The 13,335-nt window shown below is 64.4% G+C and carries 14 protein-coding genes; 10 read left to right on the top strand and 4 right to left on the bottom strand.

Going from position 1 to position 13,335, the window contains the following annotated elements; translation table 11 throughout:
- Positions 1-197 precede the first annotated feature (197 nt).
- Positions 198-1,112 (bottom strand): LysR family transcriptional regulator, encoded by a 915-nt coding sequence (locus tag ACVW1B_RS40785; RefSeq protein WP_456823092.1) that lies wholly within the window; start codon positions 1,110-1,112, stop codon positions 198-200.
- A 117-nt stretch (positions 1,113-1,229) separates the two neighbouring features.
- Here ACVW1B_RS40785 and ACVW1B_RS40780 point away from each other — a divergent pair, with 117 nt between their 5' ends.
- The 3 genes from ACVW1B_RS40780 to rnk all read left to right on the top strand — a co-directional run bounded on the left by ACVW1B_RS40780 (position 1,230) and on the right by rnk (position 3,046).
- Entirely contained in the window at positions 1,230-1,796 is a 567-nt protein-coding gene (locus tag ACVW1B_RS40780) for a chromate transporter (RefSeq protein WP_076827649.1), read from the top strand.
- Entirely contained in the window at positions 1,793-2,323 is a 531-nt protein-coding gene (locus ACVW1B_RS40775) for a chromate transporter (protein WP_057017908.1), read from the top strand. Before ACVW1B_RS40780 ends, ACVW1B_RS40775 begins: the two co-directional genes overlap by 4 nt.
- A 303-nt stretch (positions 2,324-2,626) precedes the next feature.
- A complete protein-coding gene (gene rnk, locus ACVW1B_RS40770) occupies positions 2,627-3,046 on the top strand; it encodes a nucleoside diphosphate kinase regulator (RefSeq protein ID WP_456777710.1) in 420 nt (139 codons plus the stop codon).
- 5 nt (positions 3,047-3,051) lie between these two features.
- On the opposite strand, the gene ACVW1B_RS40765 is transcribed toward rnk, so the two are convergent.
- On the bottom strand, positions 3,052-3,246 hold the full coding sequence (locus tag ACVW1B_RS40765; RefSeq protein WP_076827654.1) for a hypothetical protein: 195 nt from the start codon (positions 3,244-3,246) through the stop codon (positions 3,052-3,054).
- 141 nt (positions 3,247-3,387) lie between these two features.
- Positions 3,388-4,452, bottom strand: a complete 1,065-nt coding sequence (locus ACVW1B_RS40760; RefSeq protein ID WP_028332920.1) for a ketopantoate reductase family protein — start codon at positions 4,450-4,452, stop codon at positions 3,388-3,390.
- A 245-nt stretch (positions 4,453-4,697) separates the two neighbouring features.
- On the opposite strand from ACVW1B_RS40760, the gene ACVW1B_RS40755 reads away from it, so the two are divergent.
- From ACVW1B_RS40755 to ACVW1B_RS40730, 6 genes are all read left to right on the top strand, one after another.
- Positions 4,698-5,924, top strand: coding sequence for a TetR/AcrR family transcriptional regulator (locus tag ACVW1B_RS40755; protein WP_456822929.1), 1,227 nt, complete (start codon positions 4,698-4,700; stop codon positions 5,922-5,924).
- A gap of 388 nt (positions 5,925-6,312) precedes the next feature.
- The gene (locus tag ACVW1B_RS40750) at positions 6,313-7,551 is read left to right on the top strand and encodes a branched-chain amino acid ABC transporter substrate-binding protein (RefSeq protein ID WP_456822928.1); all 1,239 of its coding nucleotides are present in this window, start codon (positions 6,313-6,315) and stop codon (positions 7,549-7,551) included.
- 161 nt (positions 7,552-7,712) lie between these two features.
- Complete coding sequence (locus ACVW1B_RS40745; protein WP_016847025.1) at positions 7,713-8,660, top strand: branched-chain amino acid ABC transporter permease; 948 nt, start codon at positions 7,713-7,715, stop codon at positions 8,658-8,660.
- Positions 8,657-9,949, top strand: a complete 1,293-nt coding sequence (locus tag ACVW1B_RS40740; RefSeq protein ID WP_456777712.1) for a branched-chain amino acid ABC transporter permease — start codon at positions 8,657-8,659, stop codon at positions 9,947-9,949. The genes ACVW1B_RS40745 and ACVW1B_RS40740 overlap by 4 nt, the downstream gene beginning before the upstream one ends.
- Positions 9,946-10,695 carry an ABC transporter ATP-binding protein gene (locus ACVW1B_RS40735; RefSeq protein WP_028332917.1) on the top strand — a complete coding sequence of 250 codons (750 nt, stop codon included), beginning with the start codon at positions 9,946-9,948 and terminating at the stop codon, positions 10,693-10,695. The genes ACVW1B_RS40740 and ACVW1B_RS40735 overlap by 4 nt, the downstream gene beginning before the upstream one ends.
- A complete protein-coding gene (locus ACVW1B_RS40730) occupies positions 10,695-11,390 on the top strand; it encodes an ABC transporter ATP-binding protein (RefSeq protein WP_050385202.1) in 696 nt (231 codons plus the stop codon). Before ACVW1B_RS40735 ends, ACVW1B_RS40730 begins: the two co-directional genes overlap by 1 nt.
- 291 nt (positions 11,391-11,681) lie before the next feature.
- On the opposite strand, the gene ACVW1B_RS40725 is transcribed toward ACVW1B_RS40730, so the two are convergent.
- The gene (locus ACVW1B_RS40725) at positions 11,682-12,728 is read right to left on the bottom strand and encodes an AraC family transcriptional regulator (protein ID WP_229159805.1); all 1,047 of its coding nucleotides are present in this window, start codon (positions 12,726-12,728) and stop codon (positions 11,682-11,684) included.
- A gap of 316 nt (positions 12,729-13,044) precedes the next feature.
- On the opposite strand from ACVW1B_RS40725, the gene ACVW1B_RS40720 reads away from it, so the two are divergent.
- Positions 13,045-13,335, top strand: coding sequence for a hypothetical protein (locus ACVW1B_RS40720; RefSeq protein WP_310881464.1), 291 nt, complete (start codon positions 13,045-13,047; stop codon positions 13,333-13,335).

Below are 13,335 nucleotides of genomic sequence, written 5' to 3'. Positions count from 1 at the left end.
ATCTAGACCCGCCCTGACGCGTGCGTTCGCCAAACTCCCCACGTTCCGCGCCATCCAGGCGGCGGTGCGGGGCTCGCTGAGCTTCAGCTCCGTCCACTGTCATTGCGAGCGAAGCGAAGCAATCCATGTTTCCGCGCAACGGATAGATGGATTGCTTCGTCGCTGTCGCTCCTCGCAATGACGGTTGCAAGTCCCGCTTAGACCCCGGCGCGGTCCTTCACCCGCCGCGTCACGATCCCGAGCAGGCGGCCGAGCGTGCCGGCGGCGGGGCCCTTCTTGCGCGCCAGCGCCAGCGGCGCGACGAGGCCGGTGGCGCGCTCGAGGCGGAGATAGGAGACGCCGGCGGTCTCGAGCCGCGCCATCGATTCCGGCACGATCGAAATGCCGAGCCCCGCCGCGACGAGGCTGAGCGTCGACACCATCCGCGTCGCCTCCTGCGTCACCTTCGGGCTGAAACCCGCGGCGCGGCAGGCGGCGATGATACTGTCGTAGAGGCCGGGCCCGGTCGGACGGCGGTAGAGGATCAGCGGCTCGTCGGCGAGCGAGGCCAGCGAAGTCCGCCGGCGGGTGTCCTTGCGGGCGCGCGGGTGATGGTCCGGCAATGCGACCACCATCTCCTCGTCGAGCAGATGCGTGATCGTGAGGTTCTCCAGCCGCTCGCCTGGCGCACGCACGAATGCGGCATCGAGCCGATCGGCCTCGACGGCTGCGATCAGCTCGCCGGTCGAGGCCTCCTCGAGCGACAGCGTGATCGCCGGCGCGCGCTCGCGCATTTCGCGCATCACGCCGGTGACGAAAGGATGGAAGGCGGCCGAAGAGGTGAAGCCGATTGCAAGCTGCCCCTCCTGGCCGCGGCTCGCGCGGCGCGCGGCCTCCACCGCGAGGTCGGCGTCGCGCAGGATCGCGCGCGCCTTGCCGACGAAGGCACGGCCGGCCGCGGTCAGCTCGACCCCGCGCGGCTGCCGGCGAAACAGCGGCGCGCCGATCGCGGCTTCCAGGGCGCGGATCTGCTGGCTCAGCGGCGGCTGCTGAATGCCGAGCCGCGCGGCGGCGCGAGTGATATGGCCTTCCTCGGCGACCGCGACGGCATAGCGGAGATGGCGCAGTTCGATCATCAGGACAATCCATATGCAATAGATATGCAAATTCGCATATCCATATATTGGATATTTGGCACGCGGCCAACTAGAGTCGGCTCAACAACAAATCAAACCGGAGCCGCCCCGCCGATGGACGCCATCCCCGCCGCGCAAACCACTAAGCATCACGCACCTGACGTCGGCGAGTTGTTCACGGGCTTCTTCATCCTCGGACTGACCGGCTTCGGCGGCGTGCTGCCGCTGGCGCGCCACATGATGGTGGAGAAGCGCGGCTGGCTCACCGGCGCGGAGTTCACCGACCTGCTCGGGCTGTGCCAGTTCCTGCCCGGCGGCAACATCATCAACATGTCGGTCGCGGTCGGGCTGAAGTTTCGCGGCATTCCCGGCGCGTTCGCGGCGATCCTCGGCCTGATCGCGGTGCCGACCGCGGTCGTGATCGGCCTTGGTGTGATCTATGGCCGCTTCGCCGACGACCCGGTCGTCCGTCATCTGTTCGGCGGTCTCGCCGCCGCGGCGGCCGGGCTCCTGATTTCCACGGCGATCAAGATCGCCTGGCCGCTGCGGCGCGATGTGCTCGGCCTCTTCATCGGTGCGCTGTGCGTGCTCGCTATTGCCGTGTTCAGATTGCCGCTGCTGCCGACCCTGTTGACGCTGGCGCCGCTCAGCATTGTCCTCAGGTCGAGGCAGGCATCATGAGCGCAACCCTCGTCACGCTCGCGCTGATCTTCGCCGAACTCTCGCTGCTCGCCTTCGGCGGCGGCAACACCATCCTGCCGGAGATGCAGCGTCAGGTGGTCGACGTCCATCACTGGATGACGGCGCAGGAATTCGGCGCGCTGTTCGCGCTGGCGCAGGCGGCACCCGGGCCGAACATGATGGTGGTGCCGCTGGTCGGCTGGCATGTCGCGGGCTTCTCCGGCGTGCTGGTGACATCGCTCGCCAAGTTCGGGCCGTCGTCGCTGGTGACAGGCTTCGCGCTGCGGCTCTGGGAACGCTTCAAGGACCGACCCTGGCGCCGCACCGTGCAGGCGGGGCTGGTTCCGGTCACCGCCGGGCTCGTCACGGCCAGCGCCATCGTCATCACCCACGCATCGGCCTCGAGCTGGGGCACCATCCTGATCGCGGCTGGCGTCGCGATCGCCACCACCACGACGCGCATCCATCCGCTTGTCGCGCTCGCCGCCGGCGCGGTGCTCGGCCTGTCCGGCATCGGACAGCCCTGACACTCGGCCTGTTGCGGCGATGGCGCATCGTTCCACGCGGCGATGTGCGCGCTTTCGCCGCAATGGATGCGACGTCGCCAGCGGCTATGTTGATAATGCCATGATCGACACGCTTCGCATCGACACCCGTATTGCGCGCCGCGAATTGCGCGCCGGACGTCTGCACGCAGGCAATTAGCCGGCCGGCGATCGCGCGCCGTCCGGATTCCTCGACGTCATCAAGATCATTTCAGTCCGTCGCGTCGCGAGATATCCGCGCGCCGGCGCTCGTGCGCCTCCGATCAACCGCAAAGATCAACCGACATGACCCGAACCATTCAAAACAGCTTTACCGCCCTGGCATTGCCGCCGATCGTGATCACCGCGAGCGAGGCGCATCGCCTCAGCGCGCTGGCCGATTCCAGCATGGCGGTGTTTCCCCGCGTCGCCCAGTTCCTCGCACGCGAGACGGACCGCGCCCAGCTCGTCGCCGACGACGCCGATTTGCATGACGTGGTCCGCATGGGCTCGCTTGTGCGCTACCGCGACGACGAGACCGGCGACGTCAGGGAGGTCATGCTCGTCTATCCGCACGAAGCCGACATCGCGCTGCGGCGCATCTCGGTGCTGACGCCGGTCGGTGCGGCGCTGATCGGATTGTCGGTCGGCCAGACGATCGATTTTCAGACGCCGAGCCAGCAGACGCGTTCGGTGACGGTTTTGGCCGTGACGCATGAGGGCTAGCGGCTTTACGCCGCCTGATGACACTGTCCCATCTCGATCCCGTGCCGGCGCCCGCGCGCGATGCCCTCGGCGATCGCCTTCACGACGATCTCGGCGTCTTCGGGGGAGAGATGATCGAGCGGCTGCCAGGCGCGCATGATGTCGCGTGCGCGATCGAGGTCGCCGTAGATTGCAAGGAGAGGAAGCGATTTGCTCGGCATGTCCGTTGCTCCCAACCGCAGCTGGGCGAGTCTACTCCATCTGGACAGGTCGAGCCATGCGTCCGGCAACCGCGATTGCGTGCATTGCAGATCGCCGATGCATGGCGAGGGCGTTCCTGCCCCCGCCATCAACGCATTCGGTTACTCCGCGCCGGAGCCGCCCTGCACGATCTTCTCGTTCAGCTTCTGATCGACGGTTTCGACCGTGCGGTCGATCTCGGCGCTCGGCGTGCCGAGCTGATGCGAGATCAGCTTCACCAGCAGGTCGACGCGTTCTATGAAGGGCGCGCCGGCGGCGACCGCGCGGGCCGCCGATGACGGCTTGAGCAGGCTTTCCGCGGCCTTGGCGTATTTCGCGAACGGCACCTGGTCCGCGGGGTCGGCGCCGAGCTTGCGCGCGATGCCGTCGACGTGGTCGTAGATCGCCTGCGAGCGCGTCAGGTCGCCGTGCACGGCGTCGCGGATCGATTGCGGCTCCGTCGGCGTGATGCAGCGATAGTTGCCGGTCAGCAGCATCGACCACTTCGCCAGCGGCACGAACAGCGAATCGAACACCTTCAGCTTCACCGGAACGTCCTGGCCGTCGAGCGTCACCGCGTCGATGTCGGCTTCCAGCTCGCGCAGCACCTTGTTGTGCTTGTCGTCGGCGAAGGCGGAGGCCTTGAAGTTGGTCGGCAGGCCGACATGCAGCACATTGGCCTTCTCCTCCGGCGGACGGAAGGCCTGCGGATCGGGCGAGCACAGCGTGACGAGGCCCGGCTCGAAGCGCTCCCACACCTGCGCGTTGGTGTAGGCCTCCTCGAGGTCCATGCCGGCGAGTGCGGGGATCCGCTTCAGATACGGCAACGGCGGCATGTTCATGATCGACAGGCAGGGCAGCTTCGCCGCCGCGATCTTGATCATCAGCACGCGAACCGTGTGGTTGGTGTATTGCGGCTCCTGCATCGCAAGGCCGACCATGTCGTAGCGCGAGACGTCGACATCGGCAGGCGTGACGGCGTCGAGCTTGCCCGGCAGATCGCGCGAGAAGATCGAGCGGTGCTCCTTCTCGTCGCGCAGCTTGATCCGCACCTCGGTGCCTTCGCGGTTGATCAGGTCGGCGGTGTTCTTCCGGCACACCAGGGACACGTTGTGACCCGCCATCAGCAGCTTGGTCCCCAGCAGGGAGCCGTAGGAGGCTCCCAAAATCAGAATGTTGCGCGCCATGCTCTCTCCAATAGCCCTCCTCACGAAAGGCTTGCTCTCCAAATCCTGTCCGAAGCTGCTGCCGAACCGATGCCCGGTCGATCTTGGCCGTCCCGCATCCACGGGCCGACGATCGCCACATCACCAGACAATCAAGATCAGCTGGTGTATGGTATGCCACCGTCTATCGCAGATCGACAAGCGGCTGCCAAGGGGATTATCTCGCGTGCGGATTTTCGTTCCGCGATCAGGAAGGGCATTCGAGCTTGCAAGTCGCCGCCGACCCGACGGATCGGGCTGAAGAAATCCTCGTCTCAGCTTCCCGGCTGTTTGCCCGCCACTCCTATGCCAACGTGACGATGGAGCAGGTCGCAGCATCGGTGCAGGCCGTGCCGGGCGCGCTGTACCACTATTTCCGCGACAAGGAAGATCTCATCTTCCACTGCTATCTGCGCGGCCTTGCGATCTATCGCCACGAAATCGAGGCGGCCGCCGAGCCCGGCATCGACGGGCTCGAGATAATCAGGCGCTTCGTGCGCGGCAGGCTGAGGCCCGAAGGCCAGCGCATGATCCTGTTCAGCGATATCGATGCGCTGGCCGCGCCCTACAGCAGCGAGGTCCATGCCAAGCGCTGGCAGAATGCCGCGCTGCTGGCGGACATCCTCGATCGGGGCGTGGCGGACGGCTCGATCGCCTGCGACGAGCCGCTGCTCACGGCGGTGGCGCTGATCTCCATCCTGGACTGGGTTCCGTTCTGGCTGTCCGAACGCGACTACTACACGCGGCAACAGGGGATCGATGCCATCGACGACATCATCACGCATGGCGTCTACCGGCGCGAGATCGCGCTTCCCAAAATGCCCGAGCCGCTCAGCCTCGCCCCTTTTCTCGAGGCTCGCACAGCGTTGAACAAGCGGGCCGCCAAGTTCGACAGGATGCTGTCGATTGCTTCCGACAGTTTCAACCGAAGGGGCGCCTCGGGCACGTCGCTCGAGAGCATCGCCGTGGATGCGGGCATGACGCGCGCCGGCATCTACTATCACTTCAGTGAAAAGGAGAGCCTGCTGCTGGCCTGCCTGCGACGCGGGCTCGCCGGCGAGGTCAGCATTCGCGAGCATCTGCAAGAGCACAGCCTTGGAGCATTCGATCACATCGTTCAGCGAATTCGCCTGCTGTTGATGCTGCACGACACGCCCTGCGGCCCAAAGGCGACCTACCACAACATCAACTATCTCAACGACGCAGACCGAAAAGCCTATGTCGGAGACGTGCTGGCGACGATCCGACAAGACCAGAACAGCTATCAGCGCTGGGTCGACGAGGGCCGTTTCCGCCGCATCGATACCTATTTCGCGGAGCGCATTCTCACCGGAATGGGCCACTGGTATCCGATCTGGTTCAAGACCAGGCGTGACTGGTCTCCAGCCGAGATCGCCGATCATTTCGCGCGGCTGTTCCTCGCGGGCCTCAAGCCGCGCCGACATCCGGGCTAAGGCGCCACGGTAGCGATCGTGGTTTCCCCTTCCCCCTGAACGGCGAAGATCGGGATGGGGGTCAGCCGCAGGCGACGCTCCAAGTGGCGACAGCCGATCCCCACCCGCTTTGCTCTAACGAGCGAAGCGACCTCCCCTTTTCAAGGGGAGGTTTGGAGACGGACGACGCCGGTTCGGAACCGCGAATAAGCGTGAGCCCCATCCAAAAGTTTACCTGTAATTCAAAACAGCGCCCGATTCCGCCGACATATGGCCTATAACATCATAATACCTTCTGCTAAAACTTGACGCAGTATTCAAAGCGAAAGTTGCGAAGGCTCGGCGATTGGGGTTATGAGACGGCCTCGATCGCTAAAGATCAAGAAACACGAGCAAGGGAGAACGCAGGATGCATAGGCTGATCGTTGCCGCCGCGGCAGCGCTGACGGTGTTGGGAGGCGCGGCGTCCGCGCAGGAATCCATCAAGATCGGCTATATCGATCCGCTCTCCGGCGGCGGCGCCAGCGTTGGCGAAGGCGGCCTGAAGACGTTTCAGTATCTCGCCGACGAGTTGAACGCCAAGGGCGGCATCCTCGGCCACAAGGTCGAGATCGTCCCGCTCGACAACAAGACCAATCCGCAGGAAAGCCTGGTGCAGGCGCAGAAGGCGGTCGACGCCGGCGTCCACTACATCACCCAGGGCAACGGCTCGTCGGTCGGTGCGGCGCTGGAAGACTTCGTCACCAAGCACAATACGCGCAACCCCGGCAAGGAAGTGCTCTACTTCAACTACGCCGCGGTCGATCCGGCGATGACCAACGAGAAGTGCAGCTACTGGCATTTCCGCTGGGATGCGAACTCGGACATCAAGATGGAAGCGCTGACCAACTACATGAAGGGCCAGCCGTCCATCAAGAAGGTCTACCTGATCAACATGGACTATTCGTTCGGCCAGTCGGTGCGCACCACGGCGCGCAAGATGCTGGGCGAAAAGCGGCCGGATATCCAGGTCGTCGGCGACGAACTGCACCCGATGCTCAAGGTCACCGACTTCTCGCCCTACATCGCCAAGATCAAGGCGTCCGGCGCCGACACTGTCGTGACCGGCAACTGGGGCCAGGACTTCGCGCTGCTGCTGAAGGCGGCGGCCGACGCCGGCCTCAAGGTCAACTGGTACACCTATTATGCCGGCGGCGCCGGCGGACCGACCGCAGTCAAGCAGGCCGGCCTCGAGGGCCAGGTGTTCCAGATCAGCGAAGGCGTCCCGAACTCCGGCAACAAGGCGGCGATGGATTTCGAGAAGGACTTCCGCGCCAAGACCGGCATTTCCGTCTGGTATCCGCGCGCGGTCAACGAGATGCGGATGTTCAAGGCGGCCGCCGAGAAGGCCAATTCGATCGATCCGGTGAAGGTCGCGGCCGCACTCGAAGGCATGAAGTTCGACGTGTTCGACGGCGGCGAGGGCTTCATCCGCAAGGACGACCACCAGTTCTTCCAGCCGATCTACATCTCCTCGTTCGGCGCGCTGGCCGACAAGACCAAGGAGCCGTTCGACGAGGAAAACACCGGCTGGGGCTGGCGCATCGTGTCCAAGATCGACACCGCGCAGACGATGCTTCCGACCACCTGCAACATGAAGCGGCCCTGATCGGCCACATCAGTCATTCCGGGATGGTGCGCAAGCACCAGACCCGGAATCTCGAGATTCCGGGTTCGCCCGCTGACGCGCGCGCCCCGGAATGACAGGTAAGCTCCTTTCCTTCGACAGGTCTGATCACGTGAACCGTTCCAGTCTCAAGCGAGTGCGCCGTGGCTGAGCTGATCGTCATCTCGACGCTCAACGGCGTCCTGTTCGGCATGCTGCTGTTCCTGTTGTCCAGCGGGCTCACCGTCATCTTCAGCATGATGGGCGTGCTGAACTTCGCGCATGCCAGCTTCTACATGCTCGGCGCGTTCTTCGGCTTTCAGCTCACGCGCTGGATCGGATTCTGGCCGGCCCTGGTGCTGGCGCCGCTGCTGGTCGGCGCGGTCGGCATGGCGGTCGAGCGCTACGGTCTGCGCAACACCCACAAGCACGGCCATGTCGCCGAACTGCTGCTGACCTTCGGACTTGCGTTCGCGATCGAAGAGATCGTCTCGATGATCTGGGGCAAGAGCCCGGTGGACTACCGCGTCCCGGCGGCGCTCGACTTCCCCGCCTTCACCGTGTTCTCCACCAATTACCCCGCCTACAAGATCTTCATGCTGGTGATCTCGGTCGTGATCTTCATCGCGCTGCTGGTCACCTTGAAGAAGACGCGCGTCGGCCTGATCGTGCAGGCCGCGCTGACCCATCCGAGCATGGTCGGCCATCTCGGCCACAATGTCGGCCGCGTGTTCATGCTGGTGTTCGGCGTCGGCAGCGCGCTCGCGGGCCTTGCCGGCGTCATCGCCGGTCCCTCGCTGGTGACGCAGTCCGACATGGCCGCGCTGCTCGGCCCGATCCTGTTCGTCGTCATCGTGTTCGGCGGCCTCGGCTCGCTGCCCGGCGCCTTCATCGCTTCGCTCCTGATCGGCTTGATCCAGACCTTTGCAGTTGCTTTGAACGGCTCGCTCGCCAGCGTGTTCGGCCCGCTCGATCCGAGCCTCGGCCCCTCGCCGCTCACGGACATCTGGAACGTCACGATCGCGCAGATCGCGCCGATCCTGCCTTATGTGCTGCTGGTGCTGGTCCTGATCTTCCGCCCCATGGGCCTATTGGGGACGCGCGAGTCATGAGCAACGCTTCCACGCCCTCCATCGCTGCGGCCAAGCAGGAGCCCGGCAGCGCCTTGAGCTTCTATGGTGTCTGGCTGCTCGCCGCGGTCGCGCTGGTCGTGCTGCCGCTGGTGTTCGGCACCGGCGGCTCGCTGACCTCCTTCAGCCTGATCGGCATCGCGATCATCTTCGCGCTGTCCTACAACATCCTGCTCGGCCAGACCGGGCTGCTGTCGTTCGGACACGCCGTGCAGTATGGCCTCGGCGGTTTCCTCGCCGTGCACGTCATGAACGCGGTCGCGAGCCACAACTGGCCGATCCCGCTGCCGGTGATCCCGCTGGTCGGCGGCATCGGCGGCATGGCGTTCGCCCTCCTCGTCGGCTGGGTCATGACCAAGCGCGCCGGCACCGTGTTCGCGATGATCTCGCTTGGCATCGGCGAGCTGGTCGCCTCGTCGTCGCTGATCCTGCGTAGCGTGTTCGGCGGCGAATCCGGCATCACCACCGACCGCACCTCGCTGATGCCGATGTTCGGCTGGACCTTCGGGCCGCAGATCCAGGTCTATTACCTGATCGCGTTCTGGGTGATGGTGTCGGCGATCGCGATGTATGCGCTGACCCGCACGCCGCTCGGGCGGATCTGCAACGCGGTGCGCGACAATCCGGAGCGCGTCGAGTTCATCGGCTACGATCCGCATGTGGTGCGCTATCTCGCCTACATGTTCGCCGGCTTCTTCGCCGGCATCGCCGGCGGGCTGACCGCGATCAATTTCGAGATCGCCAACTCGGCCTATCTCGGCGCGACGCAGTCAGGCCTCGTGCTGTTCTCCGCGTTCATCGGCGGCACCGCCTATTTCTTCGGTCCGATCCTCGGCGCCATCCTGGTGACCTATCTGCAGCTCGGGCTGACCAGCGTCACCTCGGTCTGGCAGCTCTATTTCGGCATCATCTTCATCGGCATCGTGATGTTCGCACCCGGCGGCATCGCCGGCATCCTGATGAAGCACCGTCCGCTGATCCGCGCCGGGACCCTCGGCACCGTGATCCCGTCCTATCTGGTCGCGGCGATCCCGACGCTGGCGCTGGCGCTCGGCATCATCCTGACCATCGAAACCGTTGCGCGGTTCTCGGGCGGCGATGTGATCAACCTGCTCGGCGTTCCCTTCGTCGCCACGGCGCCGACCACCTGGGCGGCCGCGGCGGTCCTGCTCGTCGGCGGCTTCCTGGTCGCGCGCATCACCTGGCGGCGCGTCGCGGAAGCCTGGGACCGCGCCGCGACGGTGGCCCGTGACCGGGGGTATCTCGCATGACCGCAGCCATCCAAGTCAACGCCGTCGAGAAGAGCTTCGGCAATGTCGCCATCATCCGCGATCTCAACCTGAGCGTCGCCAAGGGCGAGCGTCACGCCATCATCGGCCCGAACGGCGCCGGCAAGTCGACGACGTTCAACCTGATCAGCGGCCACATCAAGCCGACCTCCGGCGAGATCCGCCTCAACGGCGAGGTGACCTCGGGCTTGCGGCCCTTCGAGATCAACCGGCGCGGGCTGTCGCGCTCGTTCCAGGTCACCAACGTGTTCGCCCGCATGACGGTGTGGGAGAACGTCCGCTGCGCCGTGCTGTGGGCGACCGGCCACCGCTACGCGTTCTGGAAGAACGTCGACAATCTGCCCGAGGTGAAGCAGCGCACCGCGCAGATCCTCGACGACATCCATCTCAGCCACCGCCGCGACGTGCCGGCGGGCCTCTTGACCTATGCCGAGCAGCGCGAGCTCGAGATCGGCATCACGATCGCGGGCGGCGCCAGCGTCATCATGCTGGACGAACCGACCGCGGGCATGAGCCACGCCGAGACCGAGCGCGCCGTCGCGCTGATCCGCCGCCTCACCGAGGGGCGCACGCTCGTGATCGTCGAGCACGACATGAGCGTCGTGTTCGGCCTCGCCGACCGCATCTCGGTCTTGGTCTACGGCCACATCATCGCCTCCGGCACGCCGGAGGAGATCCGCGGCAATCCGAAGGTCAAGGAAGCCTATCTCGGCGAGGAGGTCGACTGATGCTCGAGGTCAGGAATCTTCACGCCTATTACGGCAAGAGCCACATCCTGCAGGGCGTCGATCTCGACATCGCGGCCGGCGAGGTCGTCAGCCTGCTCGGGCGCAACGGCGTCGGCCGCTCCACCACCGTCAAGGCGATCATGGGCGAGGTGCCGCCGCAGGGCACCATCCGCTTCAAGGGCCAGGATATCGCAGGTCTTCCGAGCCACAAGATCGCACGCCTCGGCCTCGGCTATGTGCCGGAGCATCGCGATATCTTCCCGAGCCTGACGGTTCGCCAGAACCTGATCCTCGGCATCAAGGACCCGCGCCGCCCCGGCAAGTGGCGGCTGCAGGAGATGCTCGACATGTTCCCGAACCTCGCCGCGCGCGCCGACACGCCGGCGGGCGTGCTGTCAGGCGGCGAGAAGCAGATGCTGACCACCTGCCGCACGCTGCTCGGCGACCCCGAATTGATGATGATCGACGAGCCGACCGAAGGCCTCGCACCGCTGATCGTGCAGCAGGTCGGCGAGCTGATCGCGCGGATCGCCAAGGCCGGCGTCGCGATTCTCCTTGTCGAGCAGAAGCTGTCGATCGCGATGAAGATCTCCAACCGGGTCTACATCATGGGCCACGGCCGCGTCGTGTTCGAAGGCACCCCCGACCAGCTCAAGAGCAATGCCGCCGTTCGCGAGGAATGGCTCGAGGTGTGAGGCGGCGGTCGGCGAATAGACGACGCAATCGAAAGTCCGCTTAGCAGCGCCATCAGTCAGTTCGCGAACACGACCCAGACCAGCGCGACCAAGAGACTGTGGAAACAAATTATCGAAGCCAGGAATAGCCAGTCGTCCCCGGTCATGGGGCCGAAAACCACGGCCGAAGCGCGGCGACAGCGACACGCGAGCTGGGACAAGAGGTTCGACTGCATCGGACTGCCCTAGCGGAGTACACTCCGCCAGGTCTTGCTAGTCTGTGCCAGCTAGTTGAGAGCTGGTGTCAGCCCATCACCGATCGCCATTCGAGCTGCGATAGGCCCTCGGCGTGAGGCCGGTCCAGCGGACGAACGCATGTGTGAAGGAAGAGACCTCGCTGTAGCCCAATAGCCATGCGATCTTGGAAATCGGCAGCTCCTCATCTTCGAGGTAATGGCGGGCAAGGGCAATTCGAAACGCCTTGAGAACGTCTGAGAAGTCCACCCCCTCCGACGACAATGCGCGAGCGAGAGTTCTCCGGCTCATGCCAAGACGACGCGCGACCGCCTCGGCATTGGCTTTGCCGTGCGGCAGCAACTGGGCGATGTGTCCTTCGACGCGTGACTGCACGCTGCTTCGTCTCGGTGCCCGGTTACGAAGCGCTTCGTCGGCATATTGAAGCAACATCCTGTTGAGATGCAAATCGGCCCCCACGACAGGCAATGCGCCGATCCGGGACGGAAACAAAAGCTCGTCGCTGTCCGCTGCAAATTCGATCTCGCATCCAAGAAGAGATCGCACATCCGACGGCGTTTCTCGTCTGGAGTGCTTCAACTTGATTTGCTTTGGGACCAGCCTGCCGTCAGTCAGTGCGCGGCAAATACGGATCAGCGCAACCAGCCAGAATTCCGCATGGTGACGATCCGACGACCGATCGATGTTGACATATTCGAACCCGATGGCGAAGCCGCGATCCAGCGAGCTTCGCAACCGCACACCCTCGTTGTTGATCGCGCAGTAGCGTCCGCCGATTTGCAAGGCGTCAACGAGATGCTCCGATGAAGCCATGACGTAGTACAGAAGCCCGATCTCGCCCAGCTCGAAGCCTTGAGCCAGATGGAGTCCGAAGCAGTCGTCCTGCAATTCCCTTGCGGCGAGTTCGAGCAGCCTGACCTGCGCTCGTGCATCGATGCGGCGCTTGCGGTCCTCGACGTCGTCGATTGCCAGGCCTGCAGCTGACACGATCGGGACCGGATCAACCTGCGCATCGCGCAGCCGGGCACATGCGAGACGCGCGATTCCCCCGGCAGAGCTCGGTATCGACGGCAAGGCGCTAGCAACGCGTGTGGCGGCTTTCATTCGGCACCGAACTGTGTTCGTGGCTCAACGTCGGGAGCTTCCGGGATCGTATTTTGACCTATGTCAAACGAGCTCATGGGTTCGAGGCATCCGGTCTGACACCATCTCGCAATTTAACGACCCAGGATCACAAGACGCAACGGACGCAAATCGTCTAGCCGATTGCTCCGCGGCCAATCCATTTCTGCCTTGAAACGACGGCAGTCGGCTTCCAATGGGCCTGCGCAGGGGCGAACTCGTCATGGGCTTGGTCAAGCATGCAAATTCGCTGGGACAGGCGATTGGCGCCGAAGCGAACAGCCATATGAGCTAGGTCGTGGTTGGACAAACACCTGCCCAGCATAGCGGCATTCATCGTTCAATTCATTACACGATCATTGAAGGCGAGACCGCCGGCACCTGGCGTTACTCGTTCTCCATCGGCGATCGCAACTATTCGGGAACGGTTCAGGCGGTCCTGGGATTGCTGGCGGCACGCCGCGTAAGGATGAAGATCGATCGGGTGTTAAGGCAAAACGCGTCAATTGATCATCAAGGCCGGCAGCGGGTGGAGAAAGAGGTCGAGACGCCCGCTCCGCTCGTCCCACCAGCCGATCCCAAGGACTAG

It is taken from the genome of Bradyrhizobium sp. USDA 4502, from assembly GCF_054063355.1.
Note: the sequence above shows the minus strand (reverse complement) of the source record. Positions and strands in the feature narration are given on the sequence as shown.

What these genes read in the sequence shown, in the direction of transcription:
- rnk (WP_456777710.1), top strand. Translation starts at nt 2,627, where the DNA reads ATGACCCGAACCATTCAAAACAGCTTTACCGCCCTGGCATTGCCGCCG.
- ACVW1B_RS40725 (WP_229159805.1), bottom strand. Translation starts at nt 12,728, where the DNA reads ATGAAAGCCGCCACACGCGTTGCTAGCGCCTTGCCGTCGATACCGAGC.
- ACVW1B_RS40775 (WP_057017908.1), top strand. Translation starts at nt 1,793, where the DNA reads ATGAGCGCAACCCTCGTCACGCTCGCGCTGATCTTCGCCGAACTCTCG.
- ACVW1B_RS40740 (WP_456777712.1), top strand. Translation starts at nt 8,657, where the DNA reads ATGAGCAACGCTTCCACGCCCTCCATCGCTGCGGCCAAGCAGGAGCCC.
- ACVW1B_RS40760 (WP_028332920.1), bottom strand. Translation starts at nt 4,452, where the DNA reads ATGGCGCGCAACATTCTGATTTTGGGAGCCTCCTACGGCTCCCTGCTG.
- ACVW1B_RS40750 (WP_456822928.1), top strand. Translation starts at nt 6,313, where the DNA reads ATGCATAGGCTGATCGTTGCCGCCGCGGCAGCGCTGACGGTGTTGGGA.
- ACVW1B_RS40735 (WP_028332917.1), top strand. Translation starts at nt 9,946, where the DNA reads ATGACCGCAGCCATCCAAGTCAACGCCGTCGAGAAGAGCTTCGGCAAT.
- ACVW1B_RS40730 (WP_050385202.1), top strand. Translation starts at nt 10,695, where the DNA reads ATGCTCGAGGTCAGGAATCTTCACGCCTATTACGGCAAGAGCCACATC.
- ACVW1B_RS40780 (WP_076827649.1), top strand. Translation starts at nt 1,230, where the DNA reads ATGGACGCCATCCCCGCCGCGCAAACCACTAAGCATCACGCACCTGAC.
- ACVW1B_RS40765 (WP_076827654.1), bottom strand. Translation starts at nt 3,246, where the DNA reads ATGCCGAGCAAATCGCTTCCTCTCCTTGCAATCTACGGCGACCTCGAT.